The organism is Streptococcus sp. SCPM-O-B-15304 (M98), assembly GCF_058200215.1.
On sequence record NZ_JBYQGQ010000009.1, the window covers coordinates 1 to 16714 of the forward strand.

Here is a 16714-nt window from a genome sequence, read left to right on the forward strand (position 1 = left end):
AAATTAGAAAGGGGAGTGGGACTCCCTTTTTCATTGTTCCTTGAGCCTTTTTGTGTTACAATGTTAGCATGAAAACGAAAAATATTATTAAAACAGGTTTAGTCGTGGTAGGGCTTGGAGCTCTTGCCTTTGGTGCTAAGAAAGTCGCTGATGATCACAAACTCATGAAGAACCAGGAAGAGTTGACAGCTATTGTGCGAGACTACTTTTCAGAAATGGGTGAGATTGGAACTCTCTATGTCCAAGTGTACGAAAGTAGCTTAGAACGTCTTGTTGGTGGTGTTATTTTTGAAGATGGTCGTCACTATACCTTTGTCTACGAAGATGAAGATCTCATCTACGAGGAGGAAGTCTTATGATTTCTCCTAAGAGTATAGAAGAATTAGCAAATCTAGTAGAACAGGATGGCAAGAAGGTCCTCCTTTTTGTTGCGGATTGGTGTGGCGATTGTCGCTATATCTATCCAGCTCTGCCAGAGATTGAAGAGACCAATCCAGAGTTTACCTTTATACGAGTAGACCGAGATGAGTACATGGAACTTGCAAAACTATGGGATGTATACGGGATTCCAAGTCTAATTGTCTTAGATAAGGACAAGGAGATTGGACGCTTTGTTAATCGTGACCGTAAAACCAAGGCACAAATAAACGACTTTTTAGCAGAATTAAAATAGGAGAAAAGAAAGAATGATTTTTACATATAACAAAGAACATGTCGGTGATGTCCTTATGGTCATCGTGAAAAACAGTGGCGATGCCAAACTAGATGTTGAGCGTAAAGGCAATGTGGCACGTGTTTTCCTAAAGGAAACTGGTGAAACTGTTGCTTGGAACATTTTTGAAGTTTCTAGCTTATTCGAAATTGAGGAACGTGGCCAAATATTTTTGACAGACGAGCAAGTAGCACGTTTGAATCAAGAATTGCAGGCTCAAGGATTTGCTGAGGAAATCATCAATGACAAGGAACCCAAATTTGTCGTTGGTGAAATTGTAGAAATGGTTGCGCATCCAGATAGTGACCACCTCAATATCTGCCAAGTGGCAGTTGCGAGTGATAAGACAGTGCAAATTGTTGCAGGAGCTCCTAATGCGCGTGTCGGTTTAAAAACCATTGTTGCTCTTCCAGGAGCTATGATGCCAAAAGGGAATCTCATTTTCCCAGGGGAACTTCGTGGTGAAAAGAGTTTTGGGATGATGTGCAGTCCTCGTGAACTTGCCTTACCAAATGCTCCACAAAAACGTGGGATCATTGAATTGTCAGAAGACCAAGTTGTCGGAACACCATTTGACCCATCAAAACACTGGACAGCTTAAATTTGTTAAGTTAGATAGGAGAAAGTAAGATGGCAAAAAATGTTGTGATAACAGGTGCAACATCAGGTATTGGTGAAGCTATTGCGCGTGCCTATCTAGAAAAAGGTGAAAATATCGTTCTTACAGGGCGTCGAACAGAAAGACTTGAAGCTCTCAAAACTGAGTTCGCAGAAGCCTTTCCAAATCAAAAAGTTTGGATCTTTCCTTTAGATGTTACGGATATGAGCATGGTTAAGACTGTCTGTTCAGATATTCTAAAAACTGTGGGTCAGATTGATATATTGGTTAATAACGCTGGACTGGCTCTTGGTTTAGCACCCTATCAGGACTATGAAGAGTTGGATATGCTGACCATGCTGGATACCAATGTCAAGGGCTTGATGGCAGTCACTCGTTGTCTCTTGCCTTCTATGGTGACTGCAAATCAAGGTCATATCATTAATATGGGTTCAACCGCAGGTATTTACGCCTACGCTGGTGCAGCAGTCTATTCAGCAACCAAGGCAGCTGTCAAAACTTTTTCAGATGGGATTCGGATTGACACCATAGCTACAGATATCAAGGTGACAACCATTCAGCCAGGAATCGTAGAGACTGACTTTTCTAAGGTCCGTTTCCATGGAGATGAGGCACGGGCTGCAACGGTCTATCAGGGACTTGAAGCCCTACAGGCGCAAGATATTGCAGATACTGTAGTTTATGTGACCAGCCAACCTCGTCGTGTGCAAATTACAGATATGACCATCATGGCTAATCAACAAGCAACTGGATTTATGATTCATAGAGATTAATTTTATTAAAAAAAGTTACAAATCCTGTAACTTTTTTTGAATTCCTTCGAATAGATAAGTAGGAGGATGAAAAAATGTTTAATAAAGTTATTCTTATTGGAAGAATTGTGGCAACACCAGAATTGCACAAAACCAACAATGACAAGTCCGTTGCACGAGCAACGATCGCAGTGAATCGCCGTTATAAAGATCAAAATGGGGAACGTGAAGCAGACTTCATCAATATTGTGGTCTGGGGCAAACTTGCTGAAACCTTGGCTAGTTATGGAAGCAAGGGTAGTCTCATTTCTGTGGATGGGGAACTTCGTACCCGTAAGTTTGAGAAGAATGGCCAGACCAACTATGTAACAGAAGTTCTCTGTACAGGTTTCCAACTCTTAGAAAGCCGTGCCCAACGTGCTATGCGTGAAAATAATGCAGGACAAGACTTAGCAGATTTGGTCTTGGAAGAAGAGGAACTTCCATTTTAATATCAATCAAATAGAAGAGCTGGTTCGCCTATAGACCAGCTTTTTCTATTATTTTTGTGCTATTGTTCGGAAATTAATTCTTAAATAGGTCAAATAAATGCACTTGTACAATAAAATCAAGCACTTTTTTTGAAAAAGTAGTAGAATAAAGTAATATATATTCAAAATTTTCAGAAAAGGAATGAAATTTGACGAAAAATAAAGAGAAAATAGAATTGTTGAAATGGCTGATAAAGCGTCTATTACTGCTGATTCCAGTGGTCTGTGTTCTCTTATGGGTTTTCGGCCGTTGTCAAACAAGTGGCATCAAGGATCAGACTAAAATTGGTGTCACCTATATGACCATGAACAATGGGTTCTATAAAAGTATTCATTCGGAAATTAGTCGAATTGCCGATGAAAGAGGAGCTCTTGTTTATGTCCGAGATCCAGAATTGGACGAAGAAAGACAGAGCCAACAGATTGATGATTTTTGTGCTCAAAAAGTTGATATGATAGTGATCAATCCGGTCAAGGGGGATAGCCAGTCAATTTTAACTGCTCTTGAAAAAGCTAGAAAACAAGGAATTAAAATCATTGCGGTCGATACCCAACTGAAGAATTTTAAGCCAGATGCAAGTATTGTATCCGATAACTACCAAGCGGGAGTATTGATTGCTAAAGAGTTGATGAAACGTTCTTCTAGTGCTCGGGTCCTCCTTTTGGAACATAAGGGGACTGTTTCAGCAGATACGCGGATTCAGGGCTTTAAAGACACTATTGAGGGGCACAGTTCTTATCAGATTGTATCGGAACTGGAAACCAAGGGGCAAACGGAAATCGCCATGCCGGCTGTCCAGAATTTTTTACAATCAGGGGTTGAAATTGATACCTTGGTTGCCTTAAATGATCGCTCAGCTATAGGAGCTCTGGCTGCAATTAAGGAGCAAGGAATAACTTACCCCGTTGCGATTTATGGAATCGATGGTTCACCAGATATGAAATCTTTGTTGCACTCGACGGATGATGTTGTGGGGACCGTTGCTCAGTCCCCTTTGAAGATGGGAGACCGCGTGATGGAGGTTATTCAAGATATTGTTGAAGGGAAGAGCTATACCAAAGAGGTGAGCATTCCAGTTGAAATGATGACAAAGGAAAACATTGATCAGTTTGATGTGAATGGGTGGCAGTAATGAGAAAGTTTAGAGGTGTTCGATACAGTTTGGCCATTCTTATGGTCGTCAATTTTATCGCTGTTATGCTAAACAGTATCATCTATCTTCAAGCAACCAACTATATCATAGCTCAACGCCAAGCCTCTCTATTATTAGAGCGTCTAGAGCGTATTCCCTTTGCTCCATCTACGACTTTTTGGTTGTCTGCAGTTTTGTTTGCTGGGATTGCTTTGATATCGATGAGTCGATATCTGCCTCAAACGAGTCGATGGTCTATTTTTGATAAGAGGAATATTCTGGAGATTCTCCTGATGCTGCTTCTGATGTGGGTTCAAAATGTAGCTTATAACGGGCTCATTCTCTTGGTTTTTGCGGATATCTTCTATGGTTCCAAAGAGTTGAATACCAAGAGAGATCGGAAGTATTGGTTTGCCTTTATCCTAGTGAGCTTCTTGATGCTCCTTGTGACAAATTCAGATGTCTTTTCGCTTTTCTTCCCGATTCCGTCCTTAGATGTCTATATTCATTTTTATCCTGAATCTATTCGCATTCTGGCCTTTTTCTTAAAGAATTCCCTTTATGCCTCGAATATGGTATTCTTCATTATTTCACTTTTGTTTTATATTATGAACGTCCTTGCGGAGAACCACGAAGTAGAGGAAGAATTGGCCATGGTGTCCAAGGTTAATACGGAGTTGAACAATTATATGGCCTTGTCTGAGAAGATTGCAGAGGATCGGGAGCGTAAGCGGATTGCTCGTGAGATTCATGATACTCTGGGGCACGCACTAACAGGCATCTCAGCAGGTTTAGATGCTGTTGGGGTCTTGATCGATATCGATCCAAATCGGGCAAAAGAGCAGGTGAAAAACGTATCAGAAGTGGTCCGTGAAGGAATCCAAGATGTGAGAGGTTCTCTTAATCGTCTTCGTCCGGGAGCCCTTGAGGGACGAACTCTCAAAGATGCTTTAGAAAAGACCATCCGCGAGTATCAAATTCTTTCCAACTTACAAGTTGATCTAAACTATGAATGGGTAGATGTCGATATGGATGTCATGATTGAAGATACGATCTTTCGTGTGATTCAAGAGTCTATGACCAATGCGGTTCGCCACGGTCACGCCAGCCAACTAAAACTCCATTTTTTTGAGGATAAAGAGAATTATTTGATCGCTTTGCAAGATAATGGAGTTGGGTTTAAAACCTTAACTTATGGTTATGGACTCAAACAGATGATGGAGCGTATTTCAATTCTAGGAGGTCAGCTTCAATTTGAAAGTCGCGATGGATTTTTCACACGTGTCAGTTTACCAAAATATAAAGAAGGGAGATAAGATATGGTGATTAAAGTAATGGTGGCAGATGACCAAGCCTTGATTCGAGAATCTTTGAAAATTATTTTGTCGGCTCACTCCGACATCGAAGTAGTAGCTACAGTGGAAGATGGGAATCATGTCTTGTCCAGTATTCCACAGACGCATCCTGATCTGATCCTGATGGATATTCGGATGCCAGGCATGGATGGGGTTTTGGCTACAAAAGAAGTAAAAGAACACTATCCGGATATCAAAATTATTATTTTAACAACTTTTGACGATGATGAATTTATCTATAGTGCACTCAAGTATGGTGCTTCAGGATATCTCTTAAAGGGAGCCTCTACAGAAGAGCTCTATGAGGCTATTAAGGTGGTGCATCAAGGTGGAGCTATGATCAATCCCAATATCGCAAGTAAGGTCTTTCAGATCTTCTCTCAAATGGCCAAATCGAATTTCTCTATTGCTGTGGATGAGGACAACGTCAAGGATTTGAGCACGACAGAATGGCGAATTATTCAAGAAGTCGGCTATGGCGAGTCAAACAAAGAAATTGCTGCCAAACTTTTCTTGTCAGAAGGAACTGTGCGCAATTACTTATCAACGATTTTGGCGAAATTAAACCTAAGAGATCGAACGCAATTAGCAATTTGGTCAGTTCAAACAGGAGTGACTAGACGCGATTTTTCAAAAGGAAATACGGAATGAAATTAAACCGAAAGCATCTTTGTTGGGGAATCGTTCTCCTTTTTGTGCTCTCTTTGAGTACTGGTTTTTATTGGTGGAAACAACAACCGATCGTGCTCCATATAGGCGTTTATGCAGGATCTAGTTGGGATGTACCGACCAGTCAACGCTCCCATGCTTTGGATCTTGCGATTCAAAAATTTGAAAAGTCCCATCCTAATGTCCGTGTGGAATATGAAAATGGGATTCCACAGTCGGATTATTCAGACTGGCTCTCAGAAAAGATTGTTTCAGGAAAGACGCCGGATGTGTTTATGGTTTCTGAGCAAGATCTGTCCTTATTGGCGGCACGTGGCGTTCTAGAAAAGTTAAATGGCTATATGAATCATGAAGACCAAGCTGCTTTTTATCCTGTTGCATTTGAATCAGGTGTCTATCAGGGGCAATCCTATGCCTTACCTTATGAAAGTAATCCTATTTTGATGTGTGTCAATAAAGATTTGCTGGATAAAGAAGGCATTGAGGTTCCCAAGGAAGGTTGGAGCTTGGAAGAGTTCTATACAATTTGTAAAAAACTAACCAAAGATACCAATGGAGATGGTCAATTGGATCAGTTTGGGAGTACAGAATATACCTGGAAAGAAGCTTTGGCAGCAAATGGGGGTAGTCTCTTTCAAGGTGGGATGCTTAAACTTACGGCTCCAGAAGTCAAAGAATCATTGACTTTTCTGCAAAAATTGGAAGACCTGAATAAGAACTACAAGGTGAGTTACAAAGATTTTGACCAGGGGAAAGTCGCTTTTTATCCCATGACTTTGGCTCAATATAGAACCTATAAACCTTATCCTTACCACGTTTATAAATATTCAAACTTTACCTGGACCTGTATCCCTATGCCTGCTAAGTCAAAAACTACAAAGGCGACTTTGGTTACGACGACTTCTTTTGCCATGTCTGCTCGGACTCCTCATTCCAAGTTAGTTTGGGAATTGATGCAATTGTTGACAGAAGATCCAGAAATTCAACAACTCCTCTTTGCTCAATCTCAAGGGATTTCCGTTATGCCACAGGTGGTACAAAGTCAATCTAGTAAAGATCTTCTACAGGTAGATGATTTTGGCACGGATTCCTTGACCAATCAGACCTTGAATCGTATCATGGAACAAGCTGTTGAAAGTAGTCCCAAGAATGTCTCTAAAGAAATGTTGGAAAAGCTGGACTACTTGATTGGCAATGCTTTGCGCTATCAAGATGTCGAGAACCGCTTGCCTCAAATTCAGAGGGAAATTGAAAGTAGTCTTCAGGTAGGAGTTTAAAAAAATAAGATGACATTGTGTCAAGTGACAGATGTCATTTTTTTGTTGCTAAATGTCATGTTTATCATGTGACATTTGACAATGTAAAAACGCTTCCAAATATTCTACAATAGAGTCAAATAAAGGAGGTGTAGCAAAATGAAATATCTCATTTTAGTCAGTCATGGTGGATTGGCAGAAGGACTAAAAACATCGCTAGCTATGTTTGCTGGTGACAAGATGAATCAGGTCATCGCAGTTGGACTTAAAGAAGGAAAATCGGTCGATGACTTTGCAGTTGATTTTAGAGAGAGCATTTCAGAATTGACAGCAGATGATTCTGTGCTAGTCTTAGCAGATATTGTAGGTGGTAGTCCATTAACTACGGCAGCCACTGTCCTAGAAGAAGCTGGAAAGCTAGATGGAGCTTTGATTCTTGGTGGGATGAACCTGACCATGGCCCTGACAGCAGTTGTGATGAAGGATGTGTTGGATGGAGACGATTTGTCAGCAACTATCTTATCAGAAGCACAATCTGCACTACAACCTTTTGAAGTTTCAGCCACTAGTGCTGAAGAAGATGATGACGATATTTAATAGGGAGGTACCTTATGGTAGTAACATTTGTACGGATTGATGACCGCATGATTCACGGTCAAACAGTCACACGCTGGGCAAAAGAAAAACCATGTGATGGTTTGATTGCCGTAAACGATGCAGCAGCATCAAACAAGGTTTTGATCCAAGCTTACAAAGGCGCATCAGACAAGAAAACCTTTGTATGGACAAAAGAAGCCTTTAAAGAAAAGTCAGCAAAAGTAACGGAATCTGACAGTCGGTACTTCTTGATTACCAAAAACCCAATCGATATGAAGGAAATTTTGGTGGATCAAGGTTTTGTCCCAGGTGATGTCAGAGAAATCATCGTTGGCCCTGCAAATGATAGACCTGGTGCAGTGAAATTGGGCAATAACCAATCCATCACCCAGGAAGAAGCAGAAGCCTTTCAGGCTATTCAAGCAGCAGGATATAAGGTGAAATTCCAATTGTTGCCGGATGTTTCAATTGGTTACTGGGATGATTTCAAATCTAAATTTGGTTTTTAAACCTAACAGTTTTATTAGTTAGGTAAATAAATTTACAAACAAAAGGAGCGTTTGTTATGACAATTTCATGGATTCAAGCAATCTTGCTTGCAGTTTTCGCCAGCTTGTCTTCAATGCCTGGTATGGGAGGTTCCAGTATCGGGAACTATACACTCGGTCGTCCCTTGATCGGTGGGTTGATCTCAGGTTTAATTCTTGGAGATGTGACAACCGGTATTATGGTCGGGGTTGCCCTTCAAGTCGTTTATATCGCCTTGGTAACACCTGGTGGAACCGTATCTGCTGATGTTCGTGCAATCTCTTATATCGGTGTTCCTCTTGCTATCTTGTTTGTGCATGCAAATCACATCACAGACGAAGCTGGAATTGCAGCAGCTGCAGCCCCAATCGGTGCGGCCGTTGGGACAATCGGTACTGTTCTTTTCTACGGTACAGCTACAATGAACTTGCTTTGGCAACACATTGGTTGGAAAGCTGTTGAAGAAGGAAACTTTAAAAAACTCTACGCAGTTGACTGGATTTATCCTTGGATCTCTCACTTCCTCTTCTCTTTCCTTCCAACTATGATTATCACTAAATATGGTGAAAACATGGTTGATTTGATGAAACTTTACCTTCCTATGGATGGTTTCTGGATGAAAGCCCTCTTTACAGTTGGAGCCCTTCTCCCATGTGTCGGTATTGCTATCTTGTTGAAACAAATTGTTACAAAAGCAACTGACTTCATTCCATTCTTTGTTGGATTTACCTTGGCTAAATCTCTAGGATTGAACTTGGTAGCTAGTGCAGTTGTTTCATTGATCTTTGCAGTAATCTACTATGAACTTGAAGTAATCAAATCTATGAAAGCTGCTCCAGCTGGGGTTGTTTACGTAGACGATGATGAGGAGGATATTTAAAATGGCTGATAGAAAGAAAATTTCAAAGAAAACATTAGCAAAAGCATTTCATCATTGGTATTATGGTCATTTGACTTGTTTCTCTCAAGAACACATGCAAACCTTCGGGTACTTGACTTCTATGCTTCCAATCGTAGAAGAAATGTATGATACAAAAGAAGAACAAAAAGATGCTATGCAAACCTATACTGCCTTCTTCAATACTGAACCACAACTTGGCTCTCTCGTTGTAGGGATTACGGCTGGTTTGGAAGAAGCGCGTGCAAATGGAGATGCAGTAGATGGTGAAACCATCAATGGTATGCGTGCCGGTTTGATGGGTCCAATCGCTGGTATCGGTGACTCATTGGTCGTTGGGACCTTGATTCCAGTTCTTTTGGGGATTGCCCTCGGTCTCTCTAAAGGTGGTAACATCGCTGGTGCTATCTTCTACATCGTCGTATGGAACCTCTTAGTATACTTTGGTATGCGCTTTGCCTTCTTCAAAGGATATCAATTGGGGGATAAAGCCGTTGAATTTCTAGTAGGACCAAAAGGACAAGCTCTTCGTAAAGCGATTAGCGTTGTTGGTGGTATGGTTATCGGTGCGGTAGCAGCAACTTGGGTATCTGTTACAACAGCCCTTCAATTCGAGAATTCTGAAGGAAAAGTCTTCTTAAATATCCAAGAAAAGATTGATGGTGTTTATCCAGGTCTCTTGACAGCAACTTTCATCACTATTTGCTGGTGGTTAATGTCTAAGAAAAAAGTTTCACCAAACAAAGTAATGTTGCTTCTAGTTGTTGTCGCTTTGGTTGGTGTTGCTCTAGGTATCTTTGACCCGCATCTTAATTACTAAGCTCAAGAAAAGCACATATTTACTAGTAGAAAATTTTGAGAATGAAGTAGACCAACCTCCTTCTCTTACCCTTCATTCTCAATTTTTGTCAGGAGGATCCTCATGGTTACAAAACAAGAACTTGTTAATGGATATGAAACAGAAATTAAGTATCAACGTCATATGATTGAAAATCTTGGCCGTTGGTTTAGCTTACTCTTTATCATTACCAGTGTAGGTATGGTCTTGATTTATCTCTTTCATAATAGCTTACTCCCAATCTTAATTTTCGGAATTTTACTTGCCTTAGTTGGAATATTGGGAATGGTGGTTTTTGGATATGGTATTTATCGAGGACGAATCAATCTCCAAAAAGTCGTCGATGATTTTAATCGAAAGTTAATAATTCTAAAGTGATCTTTAAGGAACATCTCATTCATTTTGAGGTGTTTTTTTCTTGACTATTTCTGACTAAGTGATACAATAGAACTATGGTTTAGCACTCGTTAGTAAAGAGTGCTAACAATATGATTATGTTATGGAGGAAAACAGATGTTGAAACCATTAGGAGACCGCGTGGTCTTGAAAATTGAAGAAAAAGAACAAACTGTTGGAGGCTTTGTCCTTGCAGGATCAGCTCAAGAAAAAACAAAAACAGCTAAAGTAGTGGCTACAGGACAAGGTGTTCGTACCTTGAGCGGTGAACTAGTTGCTCCAAGTGTAAAAGTTGGAGATCAAGTTTTAGTCGAAGCTCATGCAGGTATCGAGGTCAAAGATGGCGATGAAAAATATGTCATCGTTGGTGAAGCTAGCATTTTAGCAATCGTGGAAGAATAAGAGGAGGAAGTAAGTATGGCAAAAGACATTAAATTTTCATCAGATGCTCGTTCAGCTATGGTACGTGGTGTTGATATCCTAGCTGATACAGTTAAAGTAACCTTGGGGCCTAAAGGCCGTAATGTTGTTCTTGAAAAATCATTCGGCTCACCATTGATTACCAATGACGGGGTGACAATCGCTAAAGAAATTGAACTAGAAGACCATTTTGAAAATATGGGTGCCAAATTGGTATCAGAAGTAGCTTCTAAAACCAACGATATTGCTGGTGACGGAACAACCACTGCAACTGTCTTGACCCAAGCCATCGTTCGTGAAGGAATCAAGAACGTTACAGCAGGAGCAAACCCAATCGGTATCCGTCGTGGGATTGAAGCAGCAGTTGCAACTGCTGTAGAAGCCTTGAAGAACAATGCCATTCCAGTATCAAGCAAGGAAGCAATCGCACAAGTCGCTGCCGTATCCTCTCGCTCTGAAAAAGTGGGTGAATACATCTCTGAAGCCATGGAAAAAGTTGGTAAAGATGGAGTTATCACTATTGAAGAATCACGTGGTATGGAAACAGAGCTTGAAGTTGTAGAAGGAATGCAATTCGATCGTGGTTATCTATCACAGTACATGGTCACTGACAATGAAAAAATGGTTGCAGACCTTGAAAATCCATACATTTTAATCACTGATAAGAAAATCTCAAACATCCAAGAAATTTTGCCACTTCTAGAAAGTATTCTTCAAAGTAGCCGTCCGATCTTGATTATTGCAGATGACGTTGACGGTGAAGCTCTTCCAACTCTTGTCTTGAACAAGATTCGTGGAACTTTCAACGTAGTTGCTGTTAAGGCTCCTGGTTTCGGTGACCGTCGTAAAGCGATGTTGGAAGATATTGCGATTTTGACAGGTGGAACTGTTATTACCGAAGACCTTGGTCTTGAGTTGAAAGATGCTACCATCGAAGCTTTAGGTCAAGCAGCTAAAGTGTCTGTAGATAAAGATAGCACTGTTATTGTAGAAGGCGCAGGTAATCCTGAAGCAATTGCTAACCGTGTCGCTGTCATCAAGTCTCAAATTGAAACAACAACTTCAGAATTCGACCGTGAAAAACTTCAAGAACGCTTGGCTAAATTGTCAGGTGGAGTAGCTGTTATCAAGGTTGGTGCTGCAACTGAAACTGAGTTGAAAGAAATGAAACTCCGTATCGAAGATGCTCTTAACGCGACTCGTGCAGCTGTTGAAGAAGGTATCGTTGCAGGTGGTGGTACTGCCTTAGTGAATGTCATTCCAGCTGTTGAAGCTTTAGAATTGACAGGTGATGAAGCAACAGGACGTAGCATTGTTCTTCGTGCCTTAGAAGAGCCGGTTCGCCAAATTGCCTACAACGCAGGCTATGAAGGTTCAATCGTTATCGATCGTTTGAAGCATGCAGAGCTTGGAACAGGCTTCAACGCTGCGACAGGTGAATGGGTTAACATGATTGAAGCGGGAATCATCGATCCTGTTAAGGTAAGTCGTTCAGCCCTTCAAAACGCCGCTTCAGTAGCAAGTCTCATCTTGACAACCGAAGCAGTCGTAGCGAATAAACCAGAACCAGTAGCCCCAGCTCCAGCAATGGATCCATCTATGATGGGTGGTTACTAAGAAATATAAGAAACAGGTGGAAATAAAGGTTTCTACCTGTTTTTCTTTCTTGTAAATTCTAAAGAGGAAGTTCAGCTTCCTCTTTTTGCATTCAATTAGTTATGGTTTGATAACTTCAGCTCCACCCATGTATGGACGAAGAACTTCTGGAATGGTCACAGAACCATCTTCATTTTGATAGTTTTCAAGAATAGCAGCAACGGTACGTCCAACAGCAAGTCCAGAACCGTTCAAAGTGTGAAGGAGTTTCACTTTTCCATCTGCTTCATCACGGTAACGGATTTGGGCACGACGAGCTTGGAAATCTTCTGTATTTGAACAGCTTGAGATTTCACGATAAGTATTTTGTGCAGGAATCCACACTTCCAAGTCGTAAGTTTTTGCTGCTGAGAAGCCCATATCTCCTGTAGAGAGAGCTACCACACGGTATGGAAGGTTGAGTTTTTGAAGGATGTTTTCAGCGTTAGCTGTCATCTTTTCCAATTCTTCGTATGATTCTTCTGGTTTGGCAAATTTCACCATTTCAACCTTGTGGAATTGGTGCAAACGGATCAAACCGCGAGTATCGCGACCAGCTGAACCAGCTTCAGAACGGAAAGATGGACTCATCGCGGTAAAGTAGATTGGCAAGTCTTTTCCGTCAAGAATTTCATCACGGTAGTAGTTGGTCAGAGGAACCTCAGCTGTAGGAATGAGGACATAGTTTGTGTCTTTCAATTCAAACGTATCTTCTTTGAATTTTGGATATTGACCAGTACCAAACATAGAATCATGGTTGACCATGTAAGGTGTGATGACTTCTATATAGCCTTCTTTTCCATGCTCATCCAACATAAAGTTATAGATGGCACGTTCCAAACGAGCTCCAAGTCCTTTATAGAAGAGGAAGCGAGCTCCAGTGACTTTTCCACCACGTTCCCAGTCAAGAATACCAAGGTCTTCACCAAGGTCCCAGTGAGCTTTTGGTTCGAAGTCAAACTCGCGAGGAGTTCCCCAACGGCGAACTTCTACGTTATCGTCTTCGTCTGCTCCAATAGGAACGCTATCAGCTGGGATGTTTGGAAGAGTAGTGGTAAATTCTGTTAATTTAGCATCAATTTCTGCCAACTCAGCATCCAGAGCTTTTACCTCTGCAGATAGGGTTTGCATAGCTGCAATCTTATCATCTGCATTTTCTTTGTTGCGTTTAGCTTGAGCAATCTCAGCAGAAACTGTATTACGTTCCGCTTTAAGCGTTTCAACCTTGACCAAGATATCACGACGTTTAGCGTCGATTTCTTTCATCTCGTTCAAGATAGCAGCGTCTACACCACGTGTAGCGAGTTTTTTAGCGACAGCATCAAAGTCTGTACGTATTCGTTTAATATCTAGCATATAAACTCCTTTATGAAAAAAGCACACCTGACAAAGCGTTGGAGTGGCAGGGCCACGGTTCCATCCAACTTCACAGGTGTGCACTTAATTATGTATTTAGTTTGCAACAACGGTAGAATTTCACTTAAGTTTTCTATCTGCTCACAGCACCCGCAGACTTTCTGAAAGATCAACTTAACCTACTTATCCGTTTCTATGATTATACTAAACTTTCTATTTTTTTGCAAATAGATTTTTGATTTTACGACCGATGATTTGGAGTAAGGTAGGTAGCTTCACAACCTTTTCATTTCCGATTTTTTCCCGAGCAATTTTAAGAATTTTTCCGGAGTCTTTTGAGGCAAAGAGGAATTTTCCTTGGTCTGTAAAAACTTCAAAATGACGACTAACCTTACGGCCTGAAACATTGGCTCCGATTTGATTAACGCTAGACCATGGGATTTGAATATAATCCTCAATATTGCGATCCGAGTAAAACTCCAAGGCTTGGTCTCCTACCAGAAATTTTCCAACTTTTCCTTGTATAGAGAGGTAAGAAGTTCCAGTAGTTTGTAAGTCAACGACTTTATTGAGAGATTGTGCCATGTTTAGTCTTCCTTACTTTCGCCGAAAAATGCTTGGTAGAGAGCCTTAAGAGCCGCTTTTTCTTGGTCTTTGTGGACAACGAACATGATTGAAACTTCACTAGAACCTTGTGACATCATTTGAATGTTGATATTGTTTTCAGATAAGGCACGAGTGGCTGTAGCAGTTACCCCGATATGGCGCTTCATTTTTTCGCCAACAATCATGATGATAGACAGGTCATGTTCGATTTCAGCATGGTCAACTTCAGCTTTTTGAACAAGTTGACGGAGGATTTCTTCCTCTTTGATTGGTGTAAGCTCGCGCTCACGAAGGATGATAGAAAGGTCATCGATACCTGTAGGCATGTGTTCCCAACCAATATTCAGGTCTTCTAGAATTTGAAGTACTTTACGACCAAAACCAACTTCGCGGTTCATGAGGTACTTAGACATATTGATGCTGACAAAACCAGAATCACCAGCAATCCCCACTACTGGGAATTCATCACTACTGTGTTTCAAAACAATGCGAGTACCTGGATGGTCAGGATTATTGGTATTTTTGATAACGAGAGGAATTTTACCACGGTAGGCTGGAAGGAGTGCTTCGTCATGTAGTACAGAGAAACCTGCATAGGCCAATTCCCGCATTTCACGGTAAGTCAATTCAGGGATTGAGTGTGGCTTATGAATGATACCAGGGTGGGCAGCAAAAATTCCGTCAACATCAGTAAAGTTTTCATAAAGGTCAGCTTTAACTCCAGCTGCAATAATTGAACCAGTAATATCTGATCCACCACGAGAGAAGGTACAGATTTGATCTTCCTTGGTCACGCCAAAGAATCCTGGGATAACTAGAACTTCTGTACCATTATTGAGTTCTTCGATTTTATCATAACTTGAAGGAATGATACGAGCATTTCCGGGTTCGCTTGTTACAACAATACCAGCTTCTCGCGGATGAACATAGCGAGATTCTAATCCATTTTGGTTAAAGTAAGCTGCAATGAGTTTAGCGTTGTTATTTTCCCCTGCAGCAAGGAAGGTATCGTAAAGAAATTCATTGTTCTCAATTGGAAGGGTAGCGAGAGTTCGGATACTTTTAGAGATTCGTTCTAAAACAGCTGGTTTAAGCCCTAGTTCGCTAACCATTGCAGCGTAACGATCGATAATCCAATTTTGGCTAGCACTGATATCATTTCCTGCTACATAATCACGATAATATTTAATCAAAGCATCCGTAACCTTGGTATCTTTAGCATCGCGCTTTCCTGGTGCAGATACAACTACAAAACGACGTTCAGGGTCACTTTTTACAATGTTTAAAACCTTTTTCAATTGGCTTGCAGAGGCGAGTGAACTTCCCCCAAATTTTACAACCTTCATAAAAACTCCTCAGTTTGTATTTTATACGATTATAGCAGAAAGAAGGGCTTTTTTCAATCTACAATAGGAAAGGCTACATCTTATTAGAGGTCTGGACCTGATTAGCTTAACTTAGTTATTTTTAGTATAGAAAAGACTCTTTAAAAATCGGCTGATACACTTTTATACAATTTTTACTTGTATAACTAAAAAGAAAAAGATATACTTTGAAGATAAAATAATTTAATCAGCTTTTTAAATTAAAGGAGTGGCTATGAATCATATTATCTTTCAAATTCAAGACGATTTAGCGGTGATTACTTTAAATCGTCCCGAGGTGGCAAATGGTTTCCATATTCCTATGTGTGAAGAAATTTTAGAAGCACTGGAATTAGCTGAAAAAGACGATTCTGTTTCATTTATTCTCATCAATGCTGCTGGTAAGGTGTTTTCTGTCGGTGGTGATTTAGTTGAAATGAAACGTGCTGTCGATGAGGATGATATTGATTCCTTAACTCGAATTGCTGAATTGGTCAATACTATTTCTTATAAGATTAAACAGATTCCTAAGCCTGTTATCATGGAGGTGGATGGAGCAGTTGCTGGAGCTGCAGCCAATATGGCCTTGGCAGTTGATTTCTGTATCGCATCTGACAAGTCTAAATTTATCCAGGCTTTTGTAGGTGTAGGATTGGCTCCTGACGCGGGTGGCTTATTCTTGCTGACAAGATCGCTCGGTGCAACTAGAGCAACTCAATTAGCTATGACTGGAGAAGCTTTCACCGCTGAAAAGGCAATGGAGGCAGGAGCTCTATATCGTCTATGTACTAGTGAACAATTAGAAAAAACAAGAGAACAATTGTTGAAGAAGTTGAGACGTGGCTCTTCAAATTCCTATGCTGCGATTAAGAAACTTGTTTGGGAAAGTGAATTCAAGCAGTGGCATGAATATGCTCAACTTGAATTGGAACTACAAAAATCACTATCCTATACGGAAGATTTTAAAGAAGGTGTTCGTGCACATTCTGAAAGAAGACGTCCAAAATTTATCGGGAAATAAAAAATACTTGCACTATTCTTTGAAGTTTG

Annotated in this window: 20 protein-coding genes; 17 read left to right on the plus strand and 3 right to left on the minus strand. The window is 40.6% G+C overall.

The annotated features are described in order from the left end of the window. Positions 1–68 precede the first annotated feature (68 nt). From AC3E7H_RS06580 to groL, 16 genes are all read left to right on the plus strand, one after another. Positions 69–359, plus strand: a complete 291-nt coding sequence (locus tag AC3E7H_RS06580) for a DUF4651 domain-containing protein (RefSeq protein ID WP_049527035.1) — start codon at positions 69–71, stop codon at positions 357–359. After that, complete coding sequence (locus AC3E7H_RS06585) at positions 356–673, plus strand: thioredoxin family protein (RefSeq protein ID WP_075227609.1); 318 nt, start codon at positions 356–358, stop codon at positions 671–673. Before AC3E7H_RS06580 ends, AC3E7H_RS06585 begins: the two co-directional genes overlap by 4 nt. A 13-nt stretch (positions 674–686) precedes the next feature. Further along, entirely contained in the window at positions 687–1313 is a 627-nt protein-coding gene (gene ytpR / locus AC3E7H_RS06590; protein ID WP_049527037.1) for a YtpR family tRNA-binding protein, read from the plus strand. 29 nt (positions 1314–1342) lie between these two features. After that, on the plus strand, positions 1343–2104 hold the full coding sequence (locus AC3E7H_RS06595; RefSeq protein ID WP_490676277.1) for an SDR family NAD(P)-dependent oxidoreductase: 762 nt from the start codon (positions 1343–1345) through the stop codon (positions 2102–2104). Between the two features lie 74 nt (positions 2105–2178). Continuing rightward, on the plus strand, positions 2179–2574 hold the full coding sequence (locus AC3E7H_RS06600; RefSeq protein WP_490676278.1) for a single-stranded DNA-binding protein: 396 nt from the start codon (positions 2179–2181) through the stop codon (positions 2572–2574). Positions 2575–2762: 188 nt separating this feature from the next. After that, entirely contained in the window at positions 2763–3746 is a 984-nt protein-coding gene (locus AC3E7H_RS06605) for a substrate-binding domain-containing protein (RefSeq protein WP_061862694.1), read from the plus strand. After that, entirely contained in the window at positions 3746–5062 is a 1317-nt protein-coding gene (locus AC3E7H_RS06610; RefSeq protein WP_061862695.1) for a sensor histidine kinase, read from the plus strand. Before AC3E7H_RS06605 ends, AC3E7H_RS06610 begins: the two co-directional genes overlap by 1 nt. Positions 5063–5068: 6 nt before the next feature. Beyond that, positions 5069–5752 carry a response regulator transcription factor gene (locus AC3E7H_RS06615; protein WP_006147185.1) on the plus strand — a complete coding sequence of 228 codons (684 nt, stop codon included), beginning with the start codon at positions 5069–5071 and terminating at the stop codon, positions 5750–5752. Then, on the plus strand, positions 5749–7047 hold the full coding sequence (locus AC3E7H_RS06620) for an extracellular solute-binding protein (RefSeq protein ID WP_320692801.1): 1299 nt from the start codon (positions 5749–5751) through the stop codon (positions 7045–7047). Before AC3E7H_RS06615 ends, AC3E7H_RS06620 begins: the two co-directional genes overlap by 4 nt. A 138-nt stretch (positions 7048–7185) precedes the next feature. Further along, entirely contained in the window at positions 7186–7623 is a 438-nt protein-coding gene (locus AC3E7H_RS06625; RefSeq protein ID WP_214262372.1) for a PTS sugar transporter subunit IIA, read from the plus strand. Positions 7624–7637: 14 nt separating this feature from the next. Next, the gene (locus AC3E7H_RS06630; protein WP_070460178.1) at positions 7638–8132 is read left to right on the plus strand and encodes a PTS sugar transporter subunit IIB; all 495 of its coding nucleotides are present in this window, start codon (positions 7638–7640) and stop codon (positions 8130–8132) included. Between the two features lie 56 nt (positions 8133–8188). Next, positions 8189–9031 (plus strand): PTS mannose/fructose/sorbose/N-acetylgalactosamine transporter subunit IIC, encoded by an 843-nt coding sequence (locus AC3E7H_RS06635; RefSeq protein WP_061862698.1) that lies wholly within the window; start codon positions 8189–8191, stop codon positions 9029–9031. Further along, on the plus strand, positions 9015–9869 hold the full coding sequence (locus AC3E7H_RS06640; protein ID WP_033586897.1) for a PTS system mannose/fructose/sorbose family transporter subunit IID: 855 nt from the start codon (positions 9015–9017) through the stop codon (positions 9867–9869). The genes AC3E7H_RS06635 and AC3E7H_RS06640 overlap by 17 nt, the downstream gene beginning before the upstream one ends. Positions 9870–9971: 102 nt before the next feature. Next, positions 9972–10265 carry a DUF202 domain-containing protein gene (locus tag AC3E7H_RS06645; RefSeq protein ID WP_155458651.1) on the plus strand — a complete coding sequence of 98 codons (294 nt, stop codon included), beginning with the start codon at positions 9972–9974 and terminating at the stop codon, positions 10263–10265. A 135-nt stretch (positions 10266–10400) separates the two neighbouring features. Beyond that, positions 10401–10685, plus strand: a complete 285-nt coding sequence (groES, locus tag AC3E7H_RS06650; RefSeq protein WP_320692800.1) for a co-chaperone GroES — start codon at positions 10401–10403, stop codon at positions 10683–10685. 15 nt (positions 10686–10700) lie between these two features. Then, complete coding sequence (gene groL / locus AC3E7H_RS06655; protein WP_490676279.1) at positions 10701–12320, plus strand: chaperonin GroEL; 1620 nt, start codon at positions 10701–10703, stop codon at positions 12318–12320. A gap of 99 nt (positions 12321–12419) precedes the next feature. Here groL and serS read toward each other — a convergent pair whose 3' ends face one another. The 3 genes from serS to AC3E7H_RS06670 form a co-directional block, all read right to left on the minus strand. Then, on the minus strand, positions 12420–13694 hold the full coding sequence (gene serS / locus AC3E7H_RS06660) for a serine--tRNA ligase (RefSeq protein ID WP_490676280.1): 1275 nt from the start codon (positions 13692–13694) through the stop codon (positions 12420–12422). Positions 13695–13907: 213 nt separating this feature from the next. Beyond that, positions 13908–14279 carry a DUF956 family protein gene (locus tag AC3E7H_RS06665; protein WP_004251868.1) on the minus strand — a complete coding sequence of 124 codons (372 nt, stop codon included), beginning with the start codon at positions 14277–14279 and terminating at the stop codon, positions 13908–13910. Between the two features lie 2 nt (positions 14280–14281). Then, a complete protein-coding gene (locus AC3E7H_RS06670; RefSeq protein WP_490676281.1) occupies positions 14282–15646 on the minus strand; it encodes an aspartate kinase in 1365 nt (454 codons plus the stop codon). Between the two features lie 253 nt (positions 15647–15899). Here AC3E7H_RS06670 and AC3E7H_RS06675 point away from each other — a divergent pair, with 253 nt between their 5' ends. Next, positions 15900–16685, plus strand: a complete 786-nt coding sequence (locus AC3E7H_RS06675; RefSeq protein ID WP_025170321.1) for an enoyl-CoA hydratase — start codon at positions 15900–15902, stop codon at positions 16683–16685. The last annotated feature ends 29 nt before the right edge of the window (positions 16686–16714 follow it).